The sequence below is a fragment of the Paenibacillus sp. H1-7 genome, assembly GCF_022354825.1.
Classification (GTDB): Bacteria; Bacillota; Bacilli; order Paenibacillales; family NBRC-103111; genus Paenibacillus_S.
In genome coordinates, this window is sequence record NZ_CP031168.1 from 4,330,496 (window position 1) to 4,348,575 (window position 18,080).

Genomic DNA, 18,080 nt, shown 5'->3' on the forward strand with positions numbered 1-18,080 from the left:
CGTAAAGATGTGACGGGTTAGGACTTGTTATCCTGTGAAGAAGCGCTCTTCCCCATGCTATAGGCCTTGAACTCGGAAGGCGTCATGCCGGTATATTTCTTGAAGATTTCGCTGAAATACCTTCTATGCTCATAGCCCAGTGTCAGTGCGATTTCTTGTACCTGGTAACCGTCAATGAGCATGGACTTGGCTTTCTCCATTTTTTGTTGGGTAACGAACTGTTGATAGGAGATGCCGAGCACTTTTTTGAACAGGTTGGAAAAATAGCCTGGGCTTAGATTTACCTGCTTGGCACAATGCTCTAAAGACAAATTCAATTGCAAATTCGCACAAATGTAGTCTTTTGCCTGATAAATCAACTTGACGGATTCATCCGAACGTTCCTCTTCCATCCAGCCGCAGGCTTCCGTGCAGTGATTCCTTATGCGCTCCCGCATTTCCTGAAAGGTGCTGTACCCCCGGAGGTTCACCGAACCGTATTGGCGCTCCAGTGTGAAAACCCTCTCTGGCGGAAAATATTCGAGCATCAACCGATTTATTTTATTCGAAAGCTCCATGCATAGATTCTCGACATATTGCGGTTTGGGTAGAGGATCAATGCTTATCCATTTGTTAAAAATCCGCTCCAGAATAAGCAGGCATTTGTCCTTATTTCCAGAACGCAAAGCGAACAAAAATTCCTGCTCTGTTGAATTCGAATACGTTGGCATGCTGTTACTCCGTCCTGCCGAAGGAGAATAGCTGTTGACGCCGTCACCTTCCGTGTAGAAGTGGTACGATAGCGCGCTTAACGCCTGGGCATAGGAATGAGGTAGTTCCGAAATGGTATCGACGCACAGACCTACGCCGACAGAGACGGTAGATTTCGCAAACTGGGAAATATTCGCACGGCACGCTTCCGAAATTTGCTGTGCTGTGATATTGTCTATGCAGTTAACGATGCATATGAACCGGCTCACACCTTCACGAAACACCATTCCACGTGTCCAAGCAGCTATCGTCTCCTCTAGTATATTCCGCACAGCAAATTGAATTAATTCAATTTGCTGTGCAGGTTGGCTGCCATACTTGTCCGGGAAATGGTCGAGCTCAACGATGAAAATGTTGAAGTGACGAGGCTCCAACTCGATCTTGAGCTGCTCCCATTCCTTCAATGCCCGCTCTTCACTTGCCGGATGATGTACGAGAAGCGATACATATTCCCGCTGTAGCATAGGCATACTCGTACGCGCACTCTTCTCGAGTTCTAGCCTCTCAGACTGTTCCCTCATCTCCTCCTCATAGGCTTTCTTCGCTTTGAGAACAACCTTCACAATCTCATCGATCGAGAACGGCTTTTTGATAAAGTCAAATGCCCCCAGTCGAATCGCCTGCTGCGTATAGGAGAAGTCAGTATATGCGCTTAAAATCACGATTTTGATATGCGGCGACACTTCAAGAATCGCCTCCGTCATAGCAAGTCCATCCATTCTTGGCATTCGAATATCAGTTAGGACAATATCGGGCTTCAACTCTCTAACGAGTCTGAGTCCCTCTTCGCCATCTAAAGCAGTGCCGACAACCTCGACACGATGCTCATGCCACGATGGCTTGCAGGCAATCATGTCAACGACGCTGCGGATGTCATCGATGACACATAATTTTACGACCGGACTCTCATTCATAATACTCTCCCTCTCTTTTCCTAATGGGAATCCAGAGATCGGTTCTGGCTCCACTTCCCGAGTTGCTGAACAGCTCCATGCTTGCTTTCTCGCCATAATAGAGCTGGAGCCGGTTTAATATATTATAAATTGCATATCCTTTCTTCGAGCTAACTTGATGAATCATCGCCTGCATGACCTTGTCCATTTCCATGCCGGTGCCGTTATCTTCGATCACCAGATGCAGCATATTATGTTCTCTACTTACCGATACGCGAATGATTCCCCCGGACCGGCGGTTGCTGAAGCCATGCTGAATGCTGTTCTCGATGATCGGCTGGAGCAATATCTTCGGTACATAGCAGGTTAACAGCTGCTCATCACTTATGTTGATAACGTATTCGAATAAACCCTCGTAGCATTTTTGCTGAATAGCACAGTACTGCTGTGCATGGGACAGCTCATCCTCTAGCGTATTCCAATCACGGCCTCCGCTGAGCCCTAATTGGAACATCTGGCTCAATGCAAGAATCATCTCATTGACATCGTTATTCTCGCCCATAACCGATTTGCAATATATCGTGTTCAAGGTGTTGTACAAAAAATGAGGCTCCATTTGCGCTGTTAGCGAGCGTAGCTCCGCTTTTCGCTTGCCAGCTTCACTCGACTTAACATCATCTATCAGACGATTGATCTCATCCAGCATCCGGTTGAACTGAAAGCCGACCTGGGCCACCTCGTCGCGGAAGCGGCTCTCGAAACGGACGGAAAGCCGGGTATCCTCCACTTCCCGCATCAGTCGTTGCAGCTTGAACAGGGGGTTGAGCAACAGTGCCGTCAATTTGTTCGAGAACAACCACGCCACCAATAAAAAGACGATCATGATGAAAATCGTTGTACGCTGCACAAGATTCATCTGCTCCAGCAGCTTGTCTTTGGGCTGCATACCGAATAAAAGCCAATCTTTCACAACGCCAGAGCGTGTATAATTTACCAAGTAATCCGTTTTATCAAAGCTATGAAAAAAGGACCCGCGGGTATTCGAAGACACGTTACGCAGAAAAAGCTCATCCTTCATCAGATTATGTTGTGTAGACCAGGCAGTGCGGATGACATCCTCGCCTTTAGAATCGACCATAAAGTAGTTACTGTCATTTTGGGATGAATGCTTATTGATAACCCCGATCAAACTGTTTTCATTTATATTGACGACGATAAATACATTAGTGCTCGTCACATTTTCCTGTGTTCCTTTGGTGACGAAGGACAATACACGCTTTTCTCCAGTAAAAAATATATCCGTATGTCCCTTGACCCACAAACCATCCGGTTTGTCTTTAATCTCATAATACAAATTCGACTCGTAGAATGATAGGGACTGTGACCTTCGCTGCGCCGTCGGGTAAAAATCACCGATTGGGGTAGCTATAAGAATGCTCTCGATCAGAGGATCATTATAGCTCAATTGGGAGAAAACATACTGGAATCCGGACAAATGAACATAATAATTCGATATATTGTTGCTCTGAACGTCGAGCATCATTTGCCGGAATGCGTCGCTTAACATCAACGAACGGAGAGAAATTGAGATGCTATTCAGCTTATCATCCAAAATTTGCGTTGTCTTGTCCACTGCCTCCTGGCTCGAGGTGAAAGCGTTCTTTTGCAGCTCCTTGGATGCAATCCAATAAGAGCTGGTTCCTACAACGCTAATGGCCAATATGATTAACAGAATGAATGAGGAGCGAATTCTCTGTTTGAAGGATAACCCGTAAAACAGATCGTATAACTTCATTCGGATGACGTTTCCACTCCGCGCACTCATGGTTCTCCTCAGTCCCTTCTTCATGGGTCCAAAGTTTTCCTGGCAATCGGTCAAATCGCTCGATATGACCACGCTCTCTTGGCTCCTGTACTTGTCCCAGACTCGGATTAAGGATACCATGTTATTTAAACATTAAGCCAGCTTAAACTTAAAATTCGGATGGGTAATTGAGTGCCTTCATCCTGATTATGCATTGGGTTCACAAAACGAATATACGCATAGGTTTGTATCGCAGCTCCACGACACAAACCTATGCGTTATTTAATTATATTGAATGCCCATGCAAGATTGTTTTCTGACGATGTCTCTCCTTAATACTGGCAACGGTTATGGTTATGCCCTTTTCATAAGATGTATATGGACCGCTTCGAACGTACTCAAGCCCGCCTTCCTGACCATCGGTACCGTCCCCATCATACCGATCTAGGATTTATCGTTTTATCCGGTTCCTCTAGCAAGCCATACTTTTCAATCATCGTTACCCCTCCTCTGTACTGGTTAGAATTCTTCCTCGCGTCAGACTCCAACTCTTCTTGCTCCAGCAAAGTCATCACTTTGGTGGTAACGAATCAGGTAAGGCATTCGCAAACAGTTCTTGAGACCAATGTGATTGCTCTTCGAGATGCTCCTGATAAAGAGAGAGGCACCGAGGGCAGGTTACAATATGCTCGGCCGTTTGCTGTTTATGGCACGAAGGATCGTCCAAAACGTATTGTTCCATTTCAACGGGTCTTAAGCATTGCATCGCTCCTCACCTCCTGGACGGTTATCATTTGTTTTAATCTCTTTTTGGCCCGGTAAAGATCATTTTGAACTTTGATCAATGGAACCCCCAGTATCTCGCTTATTTCTTCATAGCTCAAATCGTTTGTAAAGCGGAGCAGAAGCACTATGCGATAATTGGGAGGAAGTTGCCTGATTAGGAGCTGAAGCTCCGTTCGATGCTCCGTTTGTAGCAGGGTCTCTTCTGGATTGTCGCCGGTCGAAATCAGGAAGTGGATGCATTATCCAGTCCGTGTGACGTGTACTTCTTCGCAGGTCCTTCAGTAGGTTGGATGCAATTGTATATAACCATGCAGCAAAGCTTTTAGTTGGGTCATGCGAAGCTAGCTTGTGATAAGCCTTAATAAAGGTCTCCTGAGTCAGATCTTGGGCGTCCTGATGATCAGCTCCCATTCCGCGCAAAACTCCGTATATTTTTCAGCGGGGTACCCTTACACTAGAGAAGCTGGAAGCTATGACCTTTGGTCGAATTTGGCGGCCTGCTCGGATATGCACCAGTTATAGCAGTAAACGGCTTCAACTGCGCGAACTTCGTTAATCGTGGCGGACGAATCCCAGCTCCAATTCATAGCTTTAAGAATTAATTGAAACCTCAAACAGCAAGTCCCTATTTCACTTCACTTAGGAGACTTGCTGTTTTTTTGTGTTAGTTGGTCAGTCGTAGAAAAAACTTTAGTAGAATGAAGAGGCATATCATTTGATACCCCCCTTTATCCATCTTATTGCAATTACATCAAACAGTTTCCATTCTATTTGAACTGGAACCAAGTTAAATTTGCAACTGTGGTTGAATCTGACTTAACAAAAGTAACATATACAGTATGGGTTCCTACAGCTGTCCCGGTATTAAGCGGGATATTCTTGACTGACCATGTCTGCCATCCGCCTGTGCTTTCTGCCGTCCAATAACCCAGCATAGTGCCTGTAGGACTGTCCAAGTGGAATTCTATCCTTCCGCCGGAATTAGCGGATGCAACCTTCAAATCAATATTTGTTTTAGCTGTACTACCAAAGTCTACATTTTTAAATGCTATATAGTCGCCATTACTCCCTCCACCAACATCCAGCCCACCATCAGTGCTTGCCTCATAGGATATAACACCTGAACTAAGGTTATAGCCTTCCGCTTCAAATTTCAATGTGTTGAATTTTGGAGCTGCAGCATAGCTGTTAGTATCTGTTATTTTCAATTCTGCCAATGTAGTTGCCGCAACTCCACCGACGCGAACATTGTTTAATGTAACTCCGGAGACAGTAGATGTGTCACTCCAACCCTTCATTATTGAAACTTCACCTAAAGCGCGTAAATTGATATTATTATAGACTACATTTTTTATCGGACCGGTTTTTGCAGAAAGATCAAACCATCTGGAGTGAACACCGGATCTTGGCCAGAAGCCTTCAACATCTATATTGTCAAATATGATGTTTTGTGCCGCTGGAGTTCCATAAAGATGACCTACCGCTAAAGCGCGCCAGCACCGGTATACATAAGAGTTTTTAACAACGATGCCATCCTGAAGCTGTTTTACTCCATCTCCAACCTTGAATGCTCCACATCTGCTCCAAGCCAAAGCATCATCCACAACTACATTTGACTGGTTTTCAGGACTTCCCGGCCAGTTTGCAGCTATATCCGTAGTTGCTACATCCCAGGTCTTAAATGAGTAGGTGTCATCCTCTGATACTGCTACAGTGTGCTTTATGAGTACATTCTGGCTCTCTTGAATGTCTATTGCATCATTTTCATAATCAAGTTCATTGTTGTTGAAGTGCTTTGTATTCTGGAATGTTACGTTATTAGATCTTGTAACGATTGTAGCCCAGCCACCGCTGTCTCTTATGGTTATGCCGTCAACCGTGAAGTTGCTGCACTGCAAGGGTACAAGAATATTGTTCAAATAATTGTTTGTATTTCTCATATAATGGCCATTGCCGTCAATAGTCCCCCTGCCGTATATCTTAATATTGTTTGCATTTGTTTCGGTATAGATAAACCATGTTCCATCCTTATTCAGAGAATTCTTATGAAAATGGGTAGTGTAATCGCTTGGATTTCCTGAACCTCTTATAACAGAACCACCCTCCAGATAAACCGAAACATTGCTTTTTAAAACAAGGTTTCCGCACTTATAAACTCCGGCTGGAACGTATACTATACCGCCACCTGCTGCGTTAGCCGCATTGATGGCGTTCTGTATTGCAGTTGTAGCCATAGCGGACCCGGTACTGTCGGCACCGTATTGAGTTTTAACATTGTATATACCTGTACCGGATGAAGCCGGAACATTGGTTTCAAGAGCATCTGCCGCAATAACCAGATCTTTCAGGTTATTGATTTTAACTATAAGATATCTTGGTGATGAAAGTGTAAATGTAAGTGTATTTCCGCTCTTTGTTGCAGTGATTCCCAAAGCTTTGGGAGAAATATTATATGTATTGATTGGCTCGCTTGCTGTAATTGTGATTGTAGTAGTACCTGAAAAAGAGAAATTACAATAATTATAGTTTACAAATACCTCCGAAGTGTCAATTACCGGTATATTCGTAGAGTCTGCTGTTACCGTGTATTGACTGGTCGTGGTATAGCTCGAGGGTAATGGATAGCTTACAACTGTAGCCGCGCTTGCTGTCAAAGGAACGACAGTTACAAGACTGGCCACCATACAAATAATTAAGCTTAAAAACTTTAACCGCTTTAACATAAATAAACACCTCTTTCATATTTTTTTAGAAAACACTCTATCATCAATGAATGATGATTTCACCAGCGATGCTCTTTACTCTTTTCATAAAGTAAATATATTCCTGCTCAGCTTCGGAAGTGGCAGAGTAATACTAACCTTTTCTGCATCAGCAAAGTTTCCTTTTAAAATACGGCCCGGTCGCTGCTATTGATTTAGCATTGTTGCACTTCATGCACAATCACCGGAGGTGCTCCAGGCCAATCTTGTCATTGGCAAACGGCACCTGCTCGACGGCGAGCAGTAGGCTGGAGTTGCCCCAATGCTTCAGGTCCGGCGACTCGGGGATCCAAGCATCGAAGCGGTTCCGGCCGCCGCGGCTGTATAGCGTGAAGGGACGCTCCAGCCGGACATACTTGCCGCCGATCAACTCGGGAAACAGTACCATATTGCGCAGGTCCGGTGTAGACAGGCTGAGCACCTCGAAGTGTTCCAGATCATCGGTAACCTCAGAGATGTTAACCTCAGAGATGTTATTAGCATACGCTTCATCATTGGTAGTCACCCTTATATATCCCTTCTGTATTCGCTTACAACCTGATTATAGACGGATTGGCGCATCCGGATAAGGCGGGTAAGCCCACATTAAGGGCAGATTTCTGCAGCAGCTTTATACAGAGAAGGGAGGCCACCTCCGCCCTGCGGACATGTCCCCTGCGCATTCTTATTCTTTTCCAAGATAATGCATTGACTTTGAAAACTTGAGCATAGATTCTACATCGGTCAAAGCCCATCAACATAGTGCTGGTGCTAAAAAAACGCCCCAGGACACGAAGTGAATCAGCACATCGGCGTCAGTCGTGGCGGAAAGACAACCAAACTTCACGCCGTCGTCGATGGATTAGGACCCCCCCTTGCTTTTCTTCTGACGGGTGGTCAAGTCTACGATTCCGTTCCAGCGATCGATTTACTTCAGAAGCTTGATATGAATTTATCGATGAACTGAACACACTTGAATGGCCACAAGATGGGGGACATGGACCGGCAACGAGGAACGGCGGGCTAACCGCCGTTTTTCGCCCCCAAATTTGATTGGCGTTAGACTTCTCAAGCTGCTGGCGTGCCTGACGCACAAGCGCTCACGTCAATGACGGTGATTACGACACCGACAAAGTACGTGAGCGCTGACACCAGACCGCCTTCGCGATAGTGGTGAATGTAGGCGCTGGTCGTTTTCTCTGTCCTTTTAATCATTCTGGCGATCTCGCGGGTGGTTTGGCCCTCCAGATGATGTAGGACGGCTAGATACCGTTCGTACATTCTTTTATCGGAAGCCTGGCGCATGGCCGACTTCAACAAATCTATTTCTTGCGTTTGAGTTTGCATCACCATCACGTCCTTTTGGGTTTTATTTCATCTTTTACCCGTTTTCGGCGTGGTTGGTAAAATGCTAAGAAGTACTTTAGTTCAGTCTATATAGACTTACATTTTTTATTTGTGATAATGAGCGGTAATCCGGATCGAACTGAATACTGGGAGTTCATCCATTAGGGCAACGGGACGGCGTCCAGCCTCATACGTTTTCAATTGAAGCAACGGCATACAGACAATTTTTTTTGAAATAGCGTTACCCCTCGTTTCCCGTCCTCACTGCCAGCCTGAATGAAAAAGCCGCCCGTCGCATCGACAGAATGCAACCATCGAAGGCTTCTTTATATTTCTTTTGCATATTCAGTATTTTCAAATGCCATCGAAAGACGCGGCAAAGGGATGCCTGCCTTTTTTGCTTCTCTCACAACTTCAAGTACCGCAAAACCTGCTTTACTATTGTTGTATTCCACAAAAAGCCGCGGTAAGCTGCCTTTTGCAAAAATAACCTTGTTAAAAAGTGTGCCGAGTAGTCCCGGTGGAATTTTAGTCAACAGGAGAGAAATGGTATCAAGCTTTGCACCTCTTGCTTTAAGTACAGGAATCATTTCCCTCATATTCAACCCAACATTAGAAAATGAGTCACTATAGTTCATGAGCGCTGGAAAACTTCCCCGTTTTAACACCTCGGCTTCCATAGCTGCATTCATGGCAAAATGATTCCATAGCCAGTTTTGCATATCCTTTACCCAGCTAATTTTAAAATGGGCACTTTCAAAACATTCCTTGACCAATTGGTTATTATGCTCAGTGCCGGCCCGTGGTTTTTCAAGAAATATCATTTTCAAAAAGCCGCCTCTCAGCCTATTGTCCGCGATGCCGCCCCCTGCTCCAGGGAAGCCAAAGACAACATTGTTCATTGACAATGGCGCGATAGACGACTTCAGATCTTGCCAAATGTTATTGAATAGGAGGACAGGGATATTTCCTGCAGCTGTTGATAGGAATTGTGCTACTTCTGGAAGTTGTTCCGTGTTGACGCTCACAATAATGAGATCATAATTTGGAAGGATCTCCTCATGCAGTTTGACGTTCCAGCTTTCTTTTATTAGCTTTTTCCCTTTTCGTGCGTCCCACATTTCAAGCTCTATACTGCTTCCGAAGGTTTCTTTCCTCCCCTTTCTAACGTAAAACTCAACTGTATGACCTGCCTGTTCGAAAGCCCACGCATATTGGGTCGATATTACACCTCTACCGAAGAATAAAATTTTCATGTTAGACTCCCCCAAAGAGTTGATAATCCGTTATTGATGATCAAACAACGTGTTGTATAATAATATTGTATGGATTCACCATACAGTCATCAACCATCAAATTTTCAATATCTGTCGGATCATCTATTGAACCGGAAATGGAGGCAAATCATGAACAAGCAACCTGAAATTACAGACAAAACCAGGCAGACCTTTATAAATGTGTTCTGTGATTTATATAGCCAAAAGCCAATTGAAAAAATATCTATTCAAGAGATTGCCAACAAGTCAGGATATAACCGCAGTACATTTTATCAATACTTTACAGATATTTATGAGTTGCTGAACTACGTTGAAGAGAAGGTTTTGAAATCCATTAACGAGGAAATGGCAAGCAGGGAGCTTTCTACGCATACTTTCCAAGATGCGCTTCAATGCTTGGAAAGTACAGATGATATTTCTGTCCTAAAAGCCCTCCTGGGCGACTATGGTTCTGTTCATTTTGTTGAACGCCTGAAAAGAGAAATTCCCTTTGAGAGATTGATTGTGAATCTTCCAACAAATGATATCTTTGCGCCATACCTAATCGAGTTTTACATATCAACATTACTATCTTTGTTTCGCCTTTGGATACGCAACGGCAAAGATTTATCGTCCGAAGAATTGGTCAAACTGATCGATAGCCTATTTGCAAATGGGATAAAACCGTATCATATCTTAATCAAAGGTGAGGGTTAAACGTAAGTCAGACCGCAATTTTTGTGGCTATCAAAAGGATAATGTTTATGTCGTGCTGATGTTTACGGTTTGTCAAAGCTAAGTAAGTTTCAAAGTGTTACTTAGCAAAAAAAAAAACACAACGCGAGGTTAATCGCATTGTGGTAGTCTAATTATAATGGAGTAAAGTCCATCTTGAAGATTTGAAATCCCGAAATATTAGCTACATTCTCATTTCTTGAATCAGTATAGATAAGAATGTCCGGATAATCTCCTAAACTATAATAAGAGTCCATTTCATCATATTCTAAGGTGCTGCTAAAGTCTTTCTCTAAATGTTGAAATGGGGTATTAATTTCATATTTATCAAGAAATCTACCAATAAAATTGTTATACACATAAATCGAATGCAATGTCATGTCGCATTTGGCCACAAAAAATCTAATATTTGGTTTGTCATATATTAAACAATCGAGTGCATCCGTTAACGTGTAATCTTGATCTAAAACAGTGAGTAGTTTATCTTTGTGCCAACCAAGTTCATAGCTATCAACACCTTGCCCGGCTCGTATTGTTGGAATTTCTTTGTCCATTCTTCACTCCTTATTTTATACCGTGGTTACTTTTAGTGATCGACCATAAAACCATTGTGTAAAAATGAGGGCTATTATTTGCATTGGAATGAGATGCTACCCAATCATTCGTATCTCCGAAACCCGCAGCAACAGCTGCCGACCATACCGGGGTCGTCCGGTATATGCTCGACCGGCACGTCGATCCCGGCCTGCGGGTGCGCGGCATGACCGGCCTCCACTGGGCCGCCGTCGGCGGGCAGCTGGGGCCAATCCGGCTGCTCGTGGAGCGTGGCACGCCGCTCGAGGCGAAGAACGGCTACGGCTACGGTGCTCGGCCAGGCGGTTTGGGCCGCTGTGAACAGTGACAAGAACTTGATCTCATTAAGAGCCGCGTAGGTCGCGGCTTTTTCGTTTTATGATATAAGGTTCTTGTGCAGGCCCGGATAAGCATCCGGCCGGGCGCCGGCATCCAGCAGCGTCCGGACCATCGCACCCAATCCGGCTTCGTATCCGGCCAGCGGCAGACCGGATGGCTGCCCGACTTATGGCTTGTATTTGATTAACTATCATGCCCGTTAATTCCCTTCATTCTAAATCATAAAAATGGACGGCCCAGCCTGGGGATGCATTGGCATTGGATAGCTATCCGTTGGCTTAAGACCTCCTAAGCTGAACCGTCGAACCGTTTAACAGTTTAAATATACGTTTTGACAACTATTACGCCCTTCGTAACAAAGCTGTCCGCCGCTCCTGCGGCAGCCCTGTTGGAGAGTTCGTTATGGATTTCGCCAGCTCTACCATCATTTCCTTAACTGAAGGTTGTGCCGGCAGCTTCGTTCTGTTTTGCTATTCAACTAACGTCTCAGATCTCAACATTATTCGAGAATTGTGAGACGGGAAGATTTGCATGTGCATAGGTTATTTTAGGGCTTTATAATTGCTTCCAGAGCTCCTGCGGCTATTGTCTTGGCTACCTCATTACCATGTTCAGTACTCTCCACAATGGTCTGCAGCGCTTTCTTCGCGATCTCCAGTTGTTCGGTTAAACGGTCAGCAATTTGTGCGGTTTCGATGGTAAAATCGTCTGTTAACTCGCATTTCCTATTAAAACAACCGCAGTAAATTCGAATCTATTCTTAATTTTCTACATCTCCTTCAGGTTGGGTGAACTAACGTACCCGTTAGCTCAATGATTTTGCAGAACCTCGTAGGAGAAATTAATTACTTGTGTGAATATACTTTATATTCGCCATTATCTGATGAGAACCTTAGTATGTTACCATCGTTAGGAATGCCTTCAAAATAAGCACCGATACAACCTGTCGTACATCTGTGTCCGGATATGAATAAATTTACCTTACTATCTGTATGCATGGCTTTTAATTCATTCATAAAAGAGAAGATCCTATTAATAAAGCTAGGCACTTCTTCAACACCTTTATAAAACTTGGAATCAGGCACTACTCCACTCATTTTGACTTCGCCTTTTTTTAATAGGTCAGCCTCACCAAGATCAAATACATCCAGCCTTTCATCGATTATAGGTTTTATTCCCGTTACGATTACTGCTGTTTGAATGGCTCGTTCTTGTGGTGAGGTATAAACATAGTCAAACACTACATTTTCGAGTTTATCTCTAAGTAGTTTTGCCTGCCTAACCCCGTTATCATTTAGGGGTAGACCCATTCTCCCCTGCAACCTTCCTTCTCTGTTTAAATCCGTTTGACCGTGTCGTACTACATAAATCAAGCAGTCGCCCTCCTTGATATATCAAATCACCCAATCAAATATACCCTATATTGGAACCCCTTTCACCCGTTAACCTAACGAAAAATGGAGTGTCATTGGGGAACGAACTGCTCCAATGAGGTTTACTATCGTACCCGTTAGCTTAATCCGCTGACAGTCAATCGGGAATGATATAAGGTTCTTGTCAAAATCGGCATACTTCTCCTGAGCTTGGCCGATCCAGCCCTCCTAAAATATGCAGCAGCGTACTTTTTCCAGAGCCGGAAACACCTACGATGGAGACAAACTCTCCTTGACGAATAGAAAGGTTAATCCCTTTTAGCGCATCTACTCTGTTATTTCCTTCACCATAACTTTTAACTACGTTTTCCATGCGCACAACTTCCATAGAAGTTCACCCTCTCAAGCTCAATCTTGTACATCCACAAAATTTACTTTGTCCTCGCTATCTGCATAGACGCTCCCGATTTCGGTTAAAACCTGGTTTACTTTTACTTTATTCTTGTAATCGAAGCCGCCTTTTTGAAAATGAATTAATGAAATCGCGGACTCTGCTTCAGCTAACTTGTTGTAAGTTTGGTCGTCGACAATAACAAGGTCCATCGTTGGTCTATACCCGATCCATGCCTGGTGTTGAACAAACTGTACGGGTACCAGCTGACCGTTCAAATCGATTTGATGATTTTTCATCTCTGCGTCGTTTAAAGAGAAGTATAGATTGTTACCACTGGATAATTCTTTTATGGTGGCTACAGGCTCCGAAATAATCGACGAGCTGTTAGGATCTTTTCTGGCTCTGATAATCCCCTTCTGGACGAACTGTTCCGCTGTGGAGCGCCTAACAACCGAATAGTTGATATATCGGGTATCAAATTGTTGACCCGTTTCTTTCTGGCCTTGCTCTGACAATTTATACGTTATTGTGGTTGTAACCAATTTCAGCTTGTAGTCGAACGTTTGTTTGGTGTTATCTTTATACCGTTGCTTGGCTTTATTCACATCGTTTTCGGTGCCGATTACTACAATTCCATTTACTGGCTGCGATGGACCTTCTACAAACCGTTTTACTCCAAATCCTATACCTGCAAAAACAACGATCACTAACACGAAAACTATAATTTTATTCATCTGCTTGCTCCTTAAATAATTATTATGTCTGGATTATAGACGAAACTTTCATGCAAGTGAATGACTCTTGTCTAACCGTTTTCGCTCCTTCGCTTACATTTCCGTAAGAATGCAACACCATTATGGAATTATCATTATTGTGATAGTATCATTCATCTCTTCTTTCGAATATCAATATACCGTTTCCATTTGCTCCGATTGTTTTTCCGTTTTAACTAATAAGAGAACATTCGTCGGGAATGAGTCAAGTTCTTGTCAATTTCGGGAATGAGATAAAGTTCTTATCAATTAGAATTGACAAGAACTTGACTCATAAAATAAAAAAAGCCGCGATTTACGCGGCTATTAATGAGACTATGATCTTGTCACCCGACAGCGCCTCATTCCCGGTATTTTATTAACAAAATAAACAAAACCGATCAATATTAGCCCAACTATCGTACGTTAGTTCTATGCACATATTAACACTTATCGGCATAAAAACTTTGACATTCTCAAGGATAAGCTCTAACAGTCAATGACTTTGTAACAATAGACGACGTGCATTTATAAAAATCAAAGTCTTAAAATGTGCATATTCATACGAGGCTCAAGATATTTTAATACTCTTAACTATCACCCGCTCCCCCTATCTAACCTGAGAAAATTCTTCATTAATTTGTAGGTCCTGCACGCATCGGATGAATAGAATGACTTTTCATCGGAATGCAAAGGAGGAATAGAAGGCCAATGGAATCTACCGGGTCTTGGGCGTTTGCGCCCTAGAGCCGGTGATTCGCTTGGCCTTCCCGACTGAACGAGCTGGGGGATCCAAATATTCTTTCAATACAGTTTAACTTGGTTAAGACCGAAATCATTGGAAAAGTGAAATCAGAACTGCTGAGGGTTTCAAACAATGGGCTTGTAGCAAGACTAGTACCGTGACAATTAGAATACTTGTACATAACCTGAATTAGTTCATAAAAGGGGTGATGACTTTGGTTGATATGATAGGATCTCCTGGACCTCTAGGGCCGCCCGGACCGACTGGATTGACTGGATTGACTGGAGCTACGGGGCTTACTGGAGCTACGGGGCTTACTGGAGCTACGGGGCTTACTGGAGCTACGGGACCGACTGGACCGACTGGACCGACTGGAGCTACGGGACCTACCGGACCGACTGGACCACCAGCATTTACACCTGCATTTGGGTCAATGTATGGATTTGAAACCGTACGACCAGTTATTGTTGGATCTCCTGTGTTGTATGATAGTTCTGATGGATCTGCTGTAAATACTTCGGTTAATATCTCAACTGGGGAAATAACGATTAATCTCAATGGTACGTATCAAATTAGTGCTAGTTTAGACGTGATAATTAGTGGAGGTCCTCTTGGTGGTGGGGAGAGTGTTGCATTTCAAGTTTTTAGAAACGCTGCTCCTCCTACTCTTGGACCCACATTTACTGTAGAAGCAATTAATGTTGACATCGACTCTGGAATATTCCGTACCGGTGTTGTTATTCAAGCCAATTTAATTTCAGGAAACGTGCTCACTGTTGTACCTGTAAGTACTGTAGATTTCCCTGAATACCGCTCTGCTGCTTTTTCTGTTCTAAGGATTTTCTAAATTTAATTACCCGATTTACGAAGCTATAACAACTAACGTATATATCGTCAATAATAGAAAGCCAAGGATCATTATGATCTCTTGGCTTTTAGTTTAAATGGTCATTCTATTGCTACCCTATTTTATCCGATACAATTGAGGCTCACCATACGGACCGAGACGAATATCTTTTATCGCTGTTTCATCAAGATAAAATAACCTTTCATGATTCTCTCCCACGTTTTCGATGAGTACGATTTGAGAAGCGCTGTTCTTCTTTTGCCATCGCTGATAAAAGACGCCCTTGTGAAAAGTACCATCAGTAAGCTCTACTTCCATCGGTTCCCCTGGTTTTATCTTACATTGATTTCTAACAATAATGTGATCGATTTGCAAAAGAGACACCTCATTCATCATTCAATAGCACCGTCACCACCGGTTTCTTGTGGTGGGTTGTCTTCCTCGAATAATCCTTCTTCGAGAAAGGCCGAGCGTTTCCGAACCGCTTAAAAAGAATTTGATCTTTCGAGCGTGAATCTCATCCGCGGCGAAACGGTGGTTTTCCGTTTCGCAACCATCCGGTTTTCTCGGAGATCGCTCTCATTATTGGACGCAACGAAGCCGCAGCGAGACAGCTTGGGAGCCGCGCTCGTCGCCGAGTCCAAGGTGCCGAATCGTCTTCAGAAACTGCGGGGCATCAGCCTTCCTCGCCGCGTCACGTAACGGAGGCTTTGAGAAACTGCTCTCGGTATTGGACCCGAATCTGGTACTTCGAAACGACCCCGCATTCGCGCCAGTTGCAAATGCTCCGGTTGTTCGCAATTCAGATGGCCGTAGCCAAGCAGGCCAAGCATTTCACCGATCGTGCCCAGAGCATGATGTCGGTGCTCGTGAACGGATCGGTAGGTGTCATTACAGGCTACTTGGACCAACCGATTTTCATTCTCGAATTTACGGTTGGGGATGGCAAGATCACCGAGATTGGCATGATTGCCAACCAGGCACGCCTTCGCGAGTTCGACATCGCCGCTTTGAACGATTGATTGGCTGAAGAGATAAGGAACTGTAAAAACACTAAAATAAAACGTAAAAGCATAAAAAACGCACTGTCGCAATCATAGACAATGCGTTTTTTTCTTGATTTATCAGCAAATGCTGTTGAAACAATAGCTTTAGAAGATCCTCAACACAATATTGTCACTACGTTATCCTTCTCGTTCAGGTGAGCGAAGGCTGCCGGTTCGTCGGCAGCCTTTCGTATTGATGCTATCGTACCCGTTAGTGTAATGATCTTGCTTCACATTTCAACTTGTGATACGATTCCCGCGTTGTCTGTAACGGCAATTTTTAAGGCCGTCCTTTTACTGGACGGCCCTTAAGCTTACACTTAATATACTCCTTTGATTACGAAAAACGAACCCCAAATCGTTCCGGCCAGTTTAGACTTTTGCCTAGCAAACTTAAACTTCTCTTCTAACTCCGCGGGTACCTCCATCCCCTCGGAAAGCTTAAAACCAACGGCCCGCTTCTTAGGGTCATCTACCGTATACATGACATTGAGCCCAAGACCATCCTCATAAAAGACGTAGGTAAATTGGATATTTTCCACTTGAAAACGTGACGTCTCTAAAGGTTTGGCCGCAAACTCAACGCCTCGTTCCTCTTTCAAAATCCGGTTCACATAGTCAAGGTTCTCCTAGCAGGGGGTACGGGCGCTGGAGTCGAGGTCTGAAAGAGGCGTGTCGCAGCGCCGACCTAATTATCGTGGATTTGATTTGGACGCTTGGGGATGAAGCACACATCTTGGAACCCGTGGAGGCCGTGGACTACATTTTGCGAAAAACTGAAGCCCTGAGACGCCGGTATCGCTAACGCTACACAAGCCGCATGTTTCATCACTAGCCTGCCCGACGGCCGGGCTCATGCGGTACTCTAACCTTCTTCCGAACGGGTTTAACGGTGAAATCATTTTATTTTAAAGAAACCGGAGGCGTTGCCTCCGGTCCTCTTTAGGTTGTAAGTGTATCCGAAATTTTAGCCGGAATTTCTACCGAATTGCGTGGACGGCTCGGATACATCGACGTCAATATGCGGTAACTCGATTTCCACAAGGGAATGCTCTACCGCGAAATGAATATCGTCCCTTACCCGCGATGGTTGTCCGGAGTGATCTGCTTCTCCAAGAGCAACTCCGCAGCCTTCCGGAAATACTCCGAATCAAGATCGGACTTATCCAAGTATCTCTTCATGACGAATCCTTCATACAACATCCTCAGCTGAGCAGTCAGCTCTTCGGGTTGTCGTGCCCCGCCCTCCCTTGCAAGCTCTTGAACCCGAGACCAGAAGCTCCTCTGAATGTCCAGCAATTTGACGTGAGCGGGGTGATCCCGATCCGGGAATTCAACCGCCGCGTTTAAGAACGGGCATCCCCGGTAATCCGGCATCCCCATCTGTTCGGTCACATCGCGAATGAGGGCGCCGAGCTGTTCCTTAGGGGAGCTCGGATACAGTTGCCTCAGTCTTTCCAGTTTTTCTACTTTTAGTTCATCCCTGGCTTCGAGATAGGCAACCGTCAGATCATCTTTCGTAGCGAAACTTCGATAGAAGCTTGCCTTGGCAACGTCGGATTCCTTGATAATCCGATCAATGCCGACCGCCCGTATTCCCTCCTTGTAAAACAATTCGGATGCGACCCTCAGTATACGATCTCTAGCCGTTTCTTTATTCATCCGCAGCCCCCATCTCTATATGAATTTGGAAAAAGGT

General features: G+C 44.3%; 18 protein-coding genes and 3 pseudogenes. 6 read left to right on the plus strand and 15 right to left on the minus strand.

The window, feature by feature from the left end; translation table 11 throughout:
* Positions 1 to 17: 17 nt before the first annotated feature.
* The 4 genes from DVH26_RS19190 to DVH26_RS37325 all read right to left on the minus strand — a co-directional run bounded on the left by DVH26_RS19190 (position 18) and on the right by DVH26_RS37325 (position 4,644).
* Positions 18 to 1,664, minus strand: a complete 1,647-nt coding sequence (locus DVH26_RS19190; RefSeq protein WP_239624209.1) for a response regulator — start codon at positions 1,662 to 1,664, stop codon at positions 18 to 20.
* Positions 1,657 to 3,438: a sensor histidine kinase gene (locus DVH26_RS19195; RefSeq protein ID WP_239624212.1), complete on the minus strand. Its 1,782-nt coding sequence runs from the start codon at positions 3,436 to 3,438 to the stop codon at positions 1,657 to 1,659. The genes DVH26_RS19190 and DVH26_RS19195 overlap by 8 nt, the downstream gene beginning before the upstream one ends.
* A 752-nt stretch (positions 3,439 to 4,190) precedes the next feature.
* Complete coding sequence (locus DVH26_RS37320) at positions 4,191 to 4,427, minus strand: RNA polymerase sigma factor (protein WP_481857610.1); 237 nt, start codon at positions 4,425 to 4,427, stop codon at positions 4,191 to 4,193.
* A complete protein-coding gene (locus DVH26_RS37325) occupies positions 4,321 to 4,644 on the minus strand; it encodes a sigma factor (RefSeq protein WP_481857519.1) in 324 nt (107 codons plus the stop codon). Before DVH26_RS37325 ends, DVH26_RS37320 begins: the two co-directional genes overlap by 107 nt.
* A 68-nt stretch (positions 4,645 to 4,712) precedes the next feature.
* On the opposite strand from DVH26_RS37325, the pseudogene DVH26_RS19200 reads away from it, so the two are divergent.
* Positions 4,713 to 4,835 (plus strand): annotated as a pseudogene (locus DVH26_RS19200) (hypothetical protein); the annotation flags it as partial.
* 165 nt (positions 4,836 to 5,000) lie between these two features.
* On the opposite strand, the gene DVH26_RS19205 reads toward DVH26_RS19200, so the two are convergent.
* The 4 genes from DVH26_RS19205 to DVH26_RS19225 all read right to left on the minus strand — a co-directional run bounded on the left by DVH26_RS19205 (position 5,001) and on the right by DVH26_RS19225 (position 9,577).
* Positions 5,001 to 6,956 (minus strand): carbohydrate-binding protein, encoded by a 1,956-nt coding sequence (locus tag DVH26_RS19205; protein ID WP_239624214.1) that lies wholly within the window; start codon positions 6,954 to 6,956, stop codon positions 5,001 to 5,003.
* Between the two features lie 220 nt (positions 6,957 to 7,176).
* Positions 7,177 to 7,500: a hypothetical protein gene (locus DVH26_RS19210; RefSeq protein WP_481857520.1), complete on the minus strand. Its 324-nt coding sequence runs from the start codon at positions 7,498 to 7,500 to the stop codon at positions 7,177 to 7,179.
* A 542-nt stretch (positions 7,501 to 8,042) separates the two neighbouring features.
* The gene (locus tag DVH26_RS19220; RefSeq protein WP_239624216.1) at positions 8,043 to 8,321 is read right to left on the minus strand and encodes a helix-turn-helix domain-containing protein; all 279 of its coding nucleotides are present in this window, start codon (positions 8,319 to 8,321) and stop codon (positions 8,043 to 8,045) included.
* Between the two features lie 326 nt (positions 8,322 to 8,647).
* Positions 8,648 to 9,577 (minus strand): ketopantoate reductase family protein, encoded by a 930-nt coding sequence (locus DVH26_RS19225; RefSeq protein WP_239624218.1) that lies wholly within the window; start codon positions 9,575 to 9,577, stop codon positions 8,648 to 8,650.
* Between the two features lie 150 nt (positions 9,578 to 9,727).
* Here DVH26_RS19225 and DVH26_RS19230 point away from each other — a divergent pair, with 150 nt between their 5' ends.
* Positions 9,728 to 10,294, plus strand: coding sequence for a TetR/AcrR family transcriptional regulator (locus tag DVH26_RS19230; protein WP_239624220.1), 567 nt, complete (start codon positions 9,728 to 9,730; stop codon positions 10,292 to 10,294).
* Between the two features lie 152 nt (positions 10,295 to 10,446).
* Here the strand turns inward: DVH26_RS19230 and DVH26_RS19235 are convergent, their stop codons facing one another.
* Positions 10,447 to 10,866 carry a hypothetical protein gene (locus DVH26_RS19235; protein WP_239624222.1) on the minus strand — a complete coding sequence of 140 codons (420 nt, stop codon included), beginning with the start codon at positions 10,864 to 10,866 and terminating at the stop codon, positions 10,447 to 10,449.
* A 164-nt stretch (positions 10,867 to 11,030) separates the two neighbouring features.
* Here DVH26_RS19235 and DVH26_RS19240 point away from each other — a divergent pair, with 164 nt between their 5' ends.
* Positions 11,031 to 11,213, plus strand: a complete 183-nt coding sequence (locus tag DVH26_RS19240; protein WP_239624224.1) for an ankyrin repeat domain-containing protein — start codon at positions 11,031 to 11,033, stop codon at positions 11,211 to 11,213.
* Between the two features lie 66 nt (positions 11,214 to 11,279).
* A complete protein-coding gene (locus tag DVH26_RS37110; RefSeq protein ID WP_275590417.1) occupies positions 11,280 to 11,411 on the plus strand; it encodes a hypothetical protein in 132 nt (43 codons plus the stop codon).
* 658 nt (positions 11,412 to 12,069) lie between these two features.
* Here the strand turns inward: DVH26_RS37110 and DVH26_RS19245 are convergent.
* From DVH26_RS19245 to DVH26_RS19255, 3 genes and pseudogenes are all read right to left on the minus strand, one after another.
* Positions 12,070 to 12,597, minus strand: coding sequence for a histidine phosphatase family protein (locus DVH26_RS19245; RefSeq protein WP_239624226.1), 528 nt, complete (start codon positions 12,595 to 12,597; stop codon positions 12,070 to 12,072).
* A 196-nt stretch (positions 12,598 to 12,793) separates the two neighbouring features.
* Positions 12,794 to 12,985 (minus strand): annotated as a pseudogene (locus DVH26_RS19250) (ATP-binding cassette domain-containing protein); the annotation flags it as partial.
* Between the two features lie 20 nt (positions 12,986 to 13,005).
* Complete coding sequence (locus tag DVH26_RS19255) at positions 13,006 to 13,725, minus strand: lipoprotein BA_5634 family protein (RefSeq protein WP_239624228.1); 720 nt, start codon at positions 13,723 to 13,725, stop codon at positions 13,006 to 13,008.
* A 1,040-nt stretch (positions 13,726 to 14,765) separates the two neighbouring features.
* On the opposite strand from DVH26_RS19255, the gene DVH26_RS19260 reads away from it, so the two are divergent.
* On the plus strand, positions 14,766 to 15,335 hold the full coding sequence (locus DVH26_RS19260; RefSeq protein WP_239624230.1) for a hypothetical protein: 570 nt from the start codon (positions 14,766 to 14,768) through the stop codon (positions 15,333 to 15,335).
* A gap of 117 nt (positions 15,336 to 15,452) precedes the next feature.
* Here the strand turns inward: DVH26_RS19260 and DVH26_RS19265 are convergent, their stop codons facing one another.
* A complete protein-coding gene (locus DVH26_RS19265; RefSeq protein WP_239624232.1) occupies positions 15,453 to 15,710 on the minus strand; it encodes a hypothetical protein in 258 nt (85 codons plus the stop codon).
* 335 nt (positions 15,711 to 16,045) lie between these two features.
* Between DVH26_RS19265 and DVH26_RS19270 the strand changes: the two genes are divergently transcribed.
* Positions 16,046 to 16,357 carry a hypothetical protein gene (locus DVH26_RS19270; RefSeq protein ID WP_239624234.1) on the plus strand — a complete coding sequence of 104 codons (312 nt, stop codon included), beginning with the start codon at positions 16,046 to 16,048 and terminating at the stop codon, positions 16,355 to 16,357.
* 344 nt (positions 16,358 to 16,701) lie between these two features.
* On the opposite strand, the pseudogene DVH26_RS19275 reads toward DVH26_RS19270, so the two are convergent.
* Positions 16,702 to 17,010 (minus strand): annotated as a pseudogene (locus tag DVH26_RS19275) (phage tail protein); the annotation flags it as partial.
* 448 nt (positions 17,011 to 17,458) lie between these two features.
* A complete protein-coding gene (locus DVH26_RS19280; protein WP_239624236.1) occupies positions 17,459 to 18,043 on the minus strand; it encodes a TetR/AcrR family transcriptional regulator in 585 nt (194 codons plus the stop codon).
* Positions 18,044 to 18,080: the final 37 nt, after the last annotated feature.

What these genes read in the sequence shown, in the direction of transcription:
- DVH26_RS19190 (WP_239624209.1), bottom strand. Translation starts at nt 1,664, where the DNA reads ATGAATGAGAGTCCGGTCGTAAAATTATGTGTCATCGATGACATCCGC.
- DVH26_RS19195 (WP_239624212.1), bottom strand. Translation starts at nt 3,438, where the DNA reads ATGAAGTTATACGATCTGTTTTACGGGTTATCCTTCAAACAGAGAATT.
- DVH26_RS37325 (WP_481857519.1), bottom strand. Translation starts at nt 4,644, where the DNA reads ATGGGAGCTGATCATCAGGACGCCCAAGATCTGACTCAGGAGACCTTT.
- DVH26_RS19205 (WP_239624214.1), bottom strand. Translation starts at nt 6,956, where the DNA reads ATGTTAAAGCGGTTAAAGTTTTTAAGCTTAATTATTTGTATGGTGGCC.
- DVH26_RS19220 (WP_239624216.1), bottom strand. Translation starts at nt 8,321, where the DNA reads ATGCAAACTCAAACGCAAGAAATAGATTTGTTGAAGTCGGCCATGCGC.
- DVH26_RS19225 (WP_239624218.1), bottom strand. Translation starts at nt 9,577, where the DNA reads ATGAAAATTTTATTCTTCGGTAGAGGTGTAATATCGACCCAATATGCG.
- DVH26_RS19230 (WP_239624220.1), top strand. Translation starts at nt 9,728, where the DNA reads ATGAACAAGCAACCTGAAATTACAGACAAAACCAGGCAGACCTTTATA.
- DVH26_RS19235 (WP_239624222.1), bottom strand. Translation starts at nt 10,866, where the DNA reads ATGGACAAAGAAATTCCAACAATACGAGCCGGGCAAGGTGTTGATAGC.
- DVH26_RS19240 (WP_239624224.1), top strand. Translation starts at nt 11,031, where the DNA reads ATGCTCGACCGGCACGTCGATCCCGGCCTGCGGGTGCGCGGCATGACC.
- DVH26_RS19255 (WP_239624228.1), bottom strand. Translation starts at nt 13,725, where the DNA reads ATGAATAAAATTATAGTTTTCGTGTTAGTGATCGTTGTTTTTGCAGGT.
- DVH26_RS19280 (WP_239624236.1), bottom strand. Translation starts at nt 18,043, where the DNA reads ATGAATAAAGAAACGGCTAGAGATCGTATACTGAGGGTCGCATCCGAA.